4 protein-coding genes are annotated in these 7,908 nt (G+C 53.2%); 2 read left to right on the top strand and 2 right to left on the bottom strand.

Going from position 1 to position 7,908, the window contains the following annotated elements; genetic code table 11:
* Positions 1-123: 123 nt before the first annotated feature.
* Positions 124-849 carry an enolase C-terminal domain-like protein gene (locus tag J7382_RS18970; RefSeq protein WP_209070563.1) on the bottom strand — a complete coding sequence of 242 codons (726 nt, stop codon included), beginning with the start codon at positions 847-849 and terminating at the stop codon, positions 124-126.
* 37 nt (positions 850-886) lie between these two features.
* Complete coding sequence (locus J7382_RS18965; RefSeq protein WP_209070562.1) at positions 887-3,307, bottom strand: FAD-dependent oxidoreductase; 2,421 nt, start codon at positions 3,305-3,307, stop codon at positions 887-889.
* A gap of 703 nt (positions 3,308-4,010) precedes the next feature.
* On the opposite strand from J7382_RS18965, the gene J7382_RS18960 reads away from it, so the two are divergent.
* Entirely contained in the window at positions 4,011-5,171 is a 1,161-nt protein-coding gene (locus tag J7382_RS18960; protein ID WP_209070561.1) for an ABC transporter substrate-binding protein, read from the top strand.
* 103 nt (positions 5,172-5,274) lie between these two features.
* Positions 5,275-7,908, top strand: coding sequence for a methyl-accepting chemotaxis protein (locus tag J7382_RS18955; RefSeq protein WP_209070560.1), 2,634 nt, complete (start codon positions 5,275-5,277; stop codon positions 7,906-7,908).

Genomic DNA, 7,908 nt, shown 5'->3' with positions numbered 1-7,908 from the left:
GGGGAAGAAAGGTTCAAGACGCGCCATCTGCGCATCCGTCAGCCAGAAAAGATCAGACATGGTCACCACTCGATTTTCAAACCGTGAATCACGCAGACAAACGGAAATCAATGGGTCCTGACCCTAATCCATAAAGATGCCGTGGTTGATCTGCGTACGGATCTTTTCAAGTTCTTGGATCGAATTGCAGGGCTGTCCCATTATGCAGGGCACATGTGGCAACTCGCGGCTGACCCGCAGGGCATCACGCGTTGTCCATCCGCGGTTACCATCCACCGCCAGACGCATACCGCTTTCCCTGATGCCTTCCCAAACCTTTGCGATGGTTTCGATGTCAATTTCAGCTGGGCGGCCACCCACCTTGACCTGAAGACGAGGATAGCCTTCTTTCCTCTTCTCTTTAGCGAGCCTGGCAATGTCGTCGGGGTTACCCACACTCGTGGCATAGTAAGAGGGAACCCGATCAGTTACCGCACCGCCTAGGAGATCAGCGACATTCACACCCAAGGACTTTCCCATCAAATCATGGGCTGCAATATCCACAGCCGCTTTGGCATAATTGTGACCGTTGAGACACGCGTCCATCTGGCGGCGCAGACGGCCGGGAACCACATCCGCTCCTAGCACTCCCTCCGCCAACACCCGCAGAGCAGAGCGCGCGCCCTCGGCATGGGCCTCTGCGTAGGTTAGGCCAACCGGGCAGGTTTCTCCCCAGCCAACGTGTCCGTCATAGGAGACCAGCTTGACCAACGTGGATTGCAGAGACCACACAACGCCGCTCGCCATGGCGTAGGGCCCGTTTTTGACCGGGAGATCATGGGCATAGATGTGTATTTCTTTTATTTTCATGCCGCCAACCTCCTCGTGACCATGTTGTTTATTTTGCTTACCCTCTTAGGATTGTGCCTTCTGGATCAAAGGGAGGGTGCTCTAGGATGGTTGCCTTGTGGGGCTGGCCCAAAACCATGACGTCCACGCGGTCGCCGGGTTGCGCATGTTTGACATAACCGAGGGCCAGAGACATCCCGACAGTGTACCCGTAGGTACCAGACGTGACCCGCCCAATGCCTTTGCCATCTTTGAAGATCGGCTCTCCGCCAGTGGCATCTGCGTTAGAGGCCGTTACATCCGCCTCATCCAGATGCAGCAGCACAAGCTGCTCGCGGGCCGGCTGTTCCAGAGCGCCTAGCGCTGCTTCCTTGTTGAGGAAGTCTTTTTCAAATTTGCACAGACGGTCCAGCCCAACCTCATGAGGCCAATATTCAGGGCTATATTCACGGCTCCAACTGCCATAACCCTTCTCTACGCGCATAGACATCAAGGCGCGACTGCCCACCGGGCCTGCATCGAAGTCTTTGCCTGCTTCCAGTAGCGCTTCATATAGGCGCATCTGATCCTCTGTCTTGCAGTGCAGCTCCCATCCCAGATCGCCCGTGAACGATACGCGCAGCGCCAAGAGTTCGATGCCAGCCAGCTCGATCATCTTGCTGCGCATGAACTGGAAGTCCTCATTGCCCAAGGAGGAATTGGTGAGACGTTGCAGTATTTCACGCGATTTTGGTCCTGCGACATTGAACCCGCACATGGCTTCTGTATGGGATTCGAATGTGGTGCCTTCTGGCAGAGCCACCTGATTGAAGAACCGTTTGTGATATCGCTCAGCCATACCGGAACCGATAATCCAGAAGACATCTTCGGCAACACGCGTCACTGTAAAATCACCTGCGATACCGCCGCGTTTGGAGATCAGGGGTGTTAGGCAAGAGCGACCAATTGCCTTGGGCATGTTATTGGCGAACACCGCGTTCAAGTAGTCCGAAGCACCAGGTCCTTTGCAGATGTATTTGGCAAAGTTTGAGATATCTATAATACCGGCCCGGTCGCGCAACATCTTGCACTCTTCTCCGACAGGGGCCCACCAGTTCTGACGGGTGAATCCGTTGGTGTCCTCAGCGCCGATTTTTTCCGCAAACCACAGCGGATGTTCCCAGCCAACGTTCAACCCAAATACAGCGCCCATTTCCTTTTGCGCCTCATAGATTGGTCTTACACGTGCTGGTCGTCCCGCGCTGCGTTCTTCATTGGGGAAATGAATAGCAAAACGGTGTCCATACTGATCCGCAACACGGGCTTTGGTGAACTCTTTAGTTGCCCATGTATCAAATCGCGCCATGTCCCATGCGAACATGTCGTATTCCGTTTCGCCTTCAATGATCCATTGTGCTGCCATCAGGCCCATGCCGCCGGACTGTGAAAACCCCGGTATGATGCCATTGCAGCAGAAATACCCTTCGACTTCCGGAACAGGGCCCATCAGAACATTACTGTCAGGAGACCAGATCATCGGGCCATTGATCACTCGCTTAATCCCAGCCTCTCCCACGGCTGGCAAGCGTTCTATGGCATTCATCATATTCTCCTCAATCCGCTCCAGATCATCCGGGAACAGATCATGCGCGAAATCCAGGGGCGTGCCCTCTTCTGCCCAGAATTTCATGTCTTTCTCGTAGGCTCCCACCAGAAGCCCGTTGCCTTCCTGTCGCAGATAATATTCACCATCGCGATCTGAGACAGACGGAAGCCGGGTGCCATGACTCGCGACATCTGTCATGGTTTCAGTCACAAAGTATTGATGCTCAGTCGGCTGTAGGGGCAGTTCAATGCCTGCAAGCTTGGCCACTTCACGTCCCCATAGGCCAGCCGCATTCACGACCCAAGGCGTTTTAATATCGCCCTTTGGAGTTTTCACAACCCATGTGCCATCATTCTGTTGTTCCGTTGCGGTGACTGGCGTGAAACGGTGGATCTCTGCGCCCCGCTGACGGGCGCCGACTGCATAGGCATTAGTCACGCCTGACGGATCGACATTCCCCCCATCGGGCTCAAACATCACACAACGAATGCCATCATAGTTCACCAGTGGATTCAGTTTTTGCGCTTCTTCAATGCTGATCTCATAGAAGTTCATTCCATAGAGCTTGGCTTTGGCAGCTTGCAGTTTGAGCTGATGCTCACGTTCTTCCGTTTGTGCCAGATACAGTGAACCCGGTTGAAAGACACCACAGCTCTGACCGGTTTCTTCTTCCAACGCGTTATACAGATTCATTGTATAGTGTTGAATCCGACTAATATTGGTGCTGTCGTGCAGCCCATGAATATTGGCTGCTGCGTGCCAGGTTGAACCGGAGGTGAGTTCGTCTCTCTCCAGCAGGACAACGTCGGACCATCCCAGTTTTGTCAAATGATAAAGGATCGAGCACCCGATCACTCCACCGCCGATAACCACAGCCTGAGCTTCTGTTCGCATTTTCATTATCTCGCGCATTTGTCTTTGACCGAGGTTCTTTCACGAAGGAGAGGCCACCGACAATGTCCACAAAATTCAAGGTCAGTTGAAGAAACTTAAACCCAATCGGCATGGGCGGATTGCATGAAGAAAACCATGATGTCGGGAAGAAGTGCGTCCTCACCGTGCCGTATAGACTTAGGTGAACACACGAACGACTGGGCTGAAACGCGGCGCAAACTGCTGTCATTCGTAGAGCGGCAATCTCTCTATGAGTGTATTTTGCACTCCCACGCTGGCGCACGGACTGATGGATTCGATGCCGAAATCTGATTCATGGCAGATTTGAAGCCCCTTGTTGCCCTCGCAAAAACCGAAATCGCCTCATCCAAAGTGAAAAAACTAACAGTCTTTGGCCCTGATCGTTTCTGCAGCGCAGCAACGCGCAATGCGTTGATAGGTTTTCTAGAGCACTAGCGTAGGAACGCATCGCGTGTTCCTTTTGATTTCAATGACATGTCTTGGTTTCGCGCCCGAACAGTACAGACCATCAAATACTGGCATTTGCGGGAATATTTCTGCTCGAACACTGCGGTGCCTTCATGCGTAAAAATACCAGGCACATTGCCAACGTAAAATAGGCGAAAACTCCTTTTCAGACACTGTTAACAGCTTTGCCGCAGGCTCCTGAAGCACGTCAAAAACCTCTTACGGAGCTGCAAAAATGTCATTCAACCTCAAGGTGCTAACAGCCGCTGCGCTGCTGATCGTTCCTTCAATTTCCACTGCAGAGCAGGGGATCACTTCAAACAGCGTTGTCTTTGCACAAGTTGCCGCATTTGAGGGGCCTGCTGCGGCTCTTGGTAGTGGTATGCGCCTAGGCATCACGGCTGCTTTCGAAGAGGCAAACGCTTCCGGTGGTGTGCATGGGCGTATGTTGAAACTTGAGACCCTGGATGACGGATATGAACCCGACCGCTCCGCCGCTCTTGTGAAAGGTGTTGTGGATGGTAACAACCATATTGGTCTGATCGGTGCCGTTGGCACACCGACATCTTCTGCAACCCAACCAATCGCATCAGAAGCCGGCCTTCCATTCATTGGACCATTCACCGGGGCAGGATTCCTGCGCGATGCGAGTCACGGCAATATCTTCAACGTCCGCGCCACCTATGCAGCGGAAACTGAGGCCTGGATTAAACATCTGGTGGATGAGCAGGGGATGAAATCCATTGCATTGTTGTATCAGGATGACGGTTTTGGTCGCGTGGGGCTGAAAGGTGTCACGGCCGCTCTGGAAAAGCGCGGCATGGCCCTGGCAGCGGAAGGCACATACACCCGCAATACCGTCGCCGTGAAGAAGGCCCTTTTGTCTATCCGCAAATCCAAACCGGATGCGGTTGTCATGGTAGGCGCCTATAAGCCCGTAGCAGAATTCATCAAGCTGGCACGTAAGATGAAGATGGATTCCACTTTTGTGAACATCTCCTTCGTGGGCTCTGACGCGCTGTCACAAGAGCTTGGGGATGCAGGTGAAGGCGTAATTATTAGCCAAGTCGTACCTTTCCCTTGGGATGCCTCCATTCCTGTTGTGGCACAGTATGCTGACGCTTTGAAAGCTGTCGACGCAGACGCCAAACCAGGTTTTGTATCCCTTGAGGGTTATATGGTTGGCCGTCTGGCGATTGAAGGGCTTGAGACAGCAGGCACAGAGTTGACCCGCGAGTCTTTCCTTGCCGCAATGAATGGTCTTACCACGGTGGACCTGGGTGGGGTGACGATGACTTACGGCTCCGGCGACAATCAGGGCATGGACGACGTCTTCCTGACCCGCATCAATAAAGATGGTGGCTTTGATCCGATCGTATCGGGCGGAAACTCCTAAAATACCTCTGGGGCGCGCAGATCGCGCGCCCTGTTCCAAGCCATACCCTCACCGTACTCAAATAGGTGAGACCGCCTCTTTGCCGACTGCCATGGGACATAAAATGAACCGCCAATTTCTACGCAACCTGCTCCGCCGCTTGAATGTGCTTTCCAGTATTCGCGGAAAAATCACCTTCATTTTGCTGACACTTGCCGTCATGGCCGGGTTTGCGGGATATCTGAACTACCACTCCTTTGAACGTGTTTCTGCTGCCGTGGCTAAGATGACCGAGGAAGACTTACCGCAGCTCGGGCGTAGTAACGACCTGATCCGCGGGGCGAGTGAAACCAAAGACGCGATGGTTTCCGTCTTAGCTTCTCAAAACAAGTCCGAACTTGGCAACGCAAGAGATCAGGTGCGTGTATCTGCCGAACATCTACAGGCAGCCATTGATGTTCTTCCTGAAGATCTCCGTGTTGAGTTTTCTTCGGAAATGGAGCGGGTGTCGTCTAAACTGGACGCGACAATTCAGGCCCGTGCTCTGTTTTTTGACAACATTGCGCGCGTTGATGACATGACGCAAAACTTGCAAGCGCTCACCGTACGTCTGCAATCCGTTTTGCTTGAAATCGCAGATGATGCCTATTTCAACATCTCCCTTAAGGGAGAAGACACTATGGCAACGGTCGAAGACACCCTTTTGGATCTGGCTGAAAACAAGTTTGCTACCCTACAGTCTCTGCTTGAAGCGCGTGCAGAGATTAACCTGTTGTCCGGCGTGGCATTGGCCATGGCGACAAATTCTGATCGGTCGACACAGTTGATCTTCAATGACCTTGCTACCTCCTCAAGCCAGCGTCTTGACGGCGCTCTGAACGGTTTGTCTGACTCCGATGTCGGCGCGATGATCAGCGAAGATCTGATCAATATTGCTGCGCTGATGAGTGATGCGGTTTCACGTGGTGTTGAAGGGCGCTCTGTGGATCAAGGAGCCATTTTGTCTGGTCGTCAGGAGGCGGACACACTTCTGGCCGGTGCAGTTGATGATATGGTGTTTGAGTTAACCATTGCCGCAGATGACGCAGCAACAGGCAACCGCGATGCCATCCAGACTTTGTTGGACAATGAGGTGGCCTTCATGGGCGAATTGTTGGAAATCAACTCCCGGCTCAGCAATTTTCAGATTGCGGCTCTCAAGGCTGTAGCTACGCAAACTGCCGAAGGTGCCCTTTCTGCGGAGCGTGGAATGGTTGCAGCCGTTCAGTCCCTTGAAGCCTATAGAGACTTTGGTGAAGGGCAGCTTGCAGAATTCATAGACCAAATGGGCACGATTGCAGCGCCGGATGCAGGATTGGCCTTTTTTCGGAGGAGCTCCATTGAAGCCGATCAAGCGGCCGCAATCGCAGCTGCAGACACTATTCAGGAAGTCTTCATAATTGCTGGGCGCGCGACAACTCTCGGCATTGAAAGCCAGGCTGACATAACCACCCGGGCAGAGGACATTATGCAAGATGCAACGGACGTCAAAAACGGCCTGATCATGATGGGTTGGTTTGGTGCCGGACTGATCGCTACGACACTTATTTTGAACCATCTACTCATCGTGCGCCCTCTAAATCGTATCAGCCTTACAACCGAGCGACTGTCCCAAGGTGATATGAGCCCCGTGACTGGCTTTGACCGAGCCAGTGATGAAGTCTCGCGAATTGCGGGCGCATTGACTGTATTTAGAAATGGTCTTGTGGAGAAAGAAGAGCTGCAACAGGTGGCAGATCAGGAGCGCGCCGCTCACCAAGCCGAGCAAACTGCCGCAGTCGATGCCATTGGTAAGGGACTTGCCAGCCTTGCGAATGGCAATCTCACATATCGCATTGAGGCAGAACTTACGGAGGGCTACGCTCAGCTAAAACATGATTTCAATCGTACAGCCGATACCCTCAATTCAACAGTGCAGGAAGTCGCTGAAGTTACAGAGTCCTTGCGCAATGGCTCTGCTGAAATCTCACAAGCCTCAGATGAACTAGCCAAGCGCACAGAAAGTCAGGCTGCGACACTTGAGCAAACCTCAGCCGCTCTCAATGAGTTGACCAAGAATGTACGCTCGGTTGCCAAAGGCTCCAAAGATGCTGAGGCAACCACCTCGGACGCGCATAAGCAGGCGACAGACAGCGGTGCGGTTGTGGCAGATGCCGTGCAGGCGATGAAAGACATCGAAGACAGCTCTTCCCAGATTGCGCAAATCATCGGTGTCATTGACGATATTGCTTTCCAGACCAACCTCTTGGCTCTGAATGCTGGGGTTGAAGCCGCACGTGCCGGAAATGCGGGACTTGGGTTTGCCGTGGTGGCATCTGAGGTGCGCAGTCTTTCCCTGCGTACGGGCGAAGCGGCCACAGAAATCAAAGACTTGATTTCCACAAGCACCCGCCAGGTGGAAGCCGGAGTCGGTCTGGTGGGGCAAACCGGTGCTGCACTGCATGACATCGTAGAACGTGTTTCTCAGATCTCTGACCTCATGAGCGGCATCGCAATCTCCACCAGTGAGCAGGCCACAGGCCTAAATGAGGCCAACGAAGCTGTGTCTCATCTCGATCAGGTGACTCAGAAGAATGCTGCCATGGTTGAAGAAACCAGTGCAGCGGGGCAGCTGTTGGCCGCAGATGCCGAACGACTGGGTAAACTTATGCAGAGCTTTGAGATAGAAGTGACGCCGGAACAGGAGTGGGACAACAGCGACACCCGCGCATGGGCCTAA

It is taken from the genome of Shimia sp. R11_0 (genome assembly GCF_017744035.1).
Lineage (GTDB): Bacteria > Pseudomonadota > Alphaproteobacteria > Rhodobacterales > Rhodobacteraceae > Shimia > Shimia marina.
Note: the sequence above shows the minus strand (reverse complement) of the source record. Positions and strands in the feature narration are given on the sequence as shown.

What these genes read in the sequence shown, in the direction of transcription:
- J7382_RS18970 (WP_209070563.1), bottom strand. Translation starts at nt 849, where the DNA reads ATGAAAATAAAAGAAATACACATCTATGCCCATGATCTCCCGGTCAAA.
- J7382_RS18965 (WP_209070562.1), bottom strand. Translation starts at nt 3,307, where the DNA reads ATGCGAACAGAAGCTCAGGCTGTGGTTATCGGCGGTGGAGTGATCGGG.
- J7382_RS18960 (WP_209070561.1), top strand. Translation starts at nt 4,011, where the DNA reads ATGTCATTCAACCTCAAGGTGCTAACAGCCGCTGCGCTGCTGATCGTT.
- J7382_RS18955 (WP_209070560.1), top strand. Translation starts at nt 5,275, where the DNA reads ATGAACCGCCAATTTCTACGCAACCTGCTCCGCCGCTTGAATGTGCTT.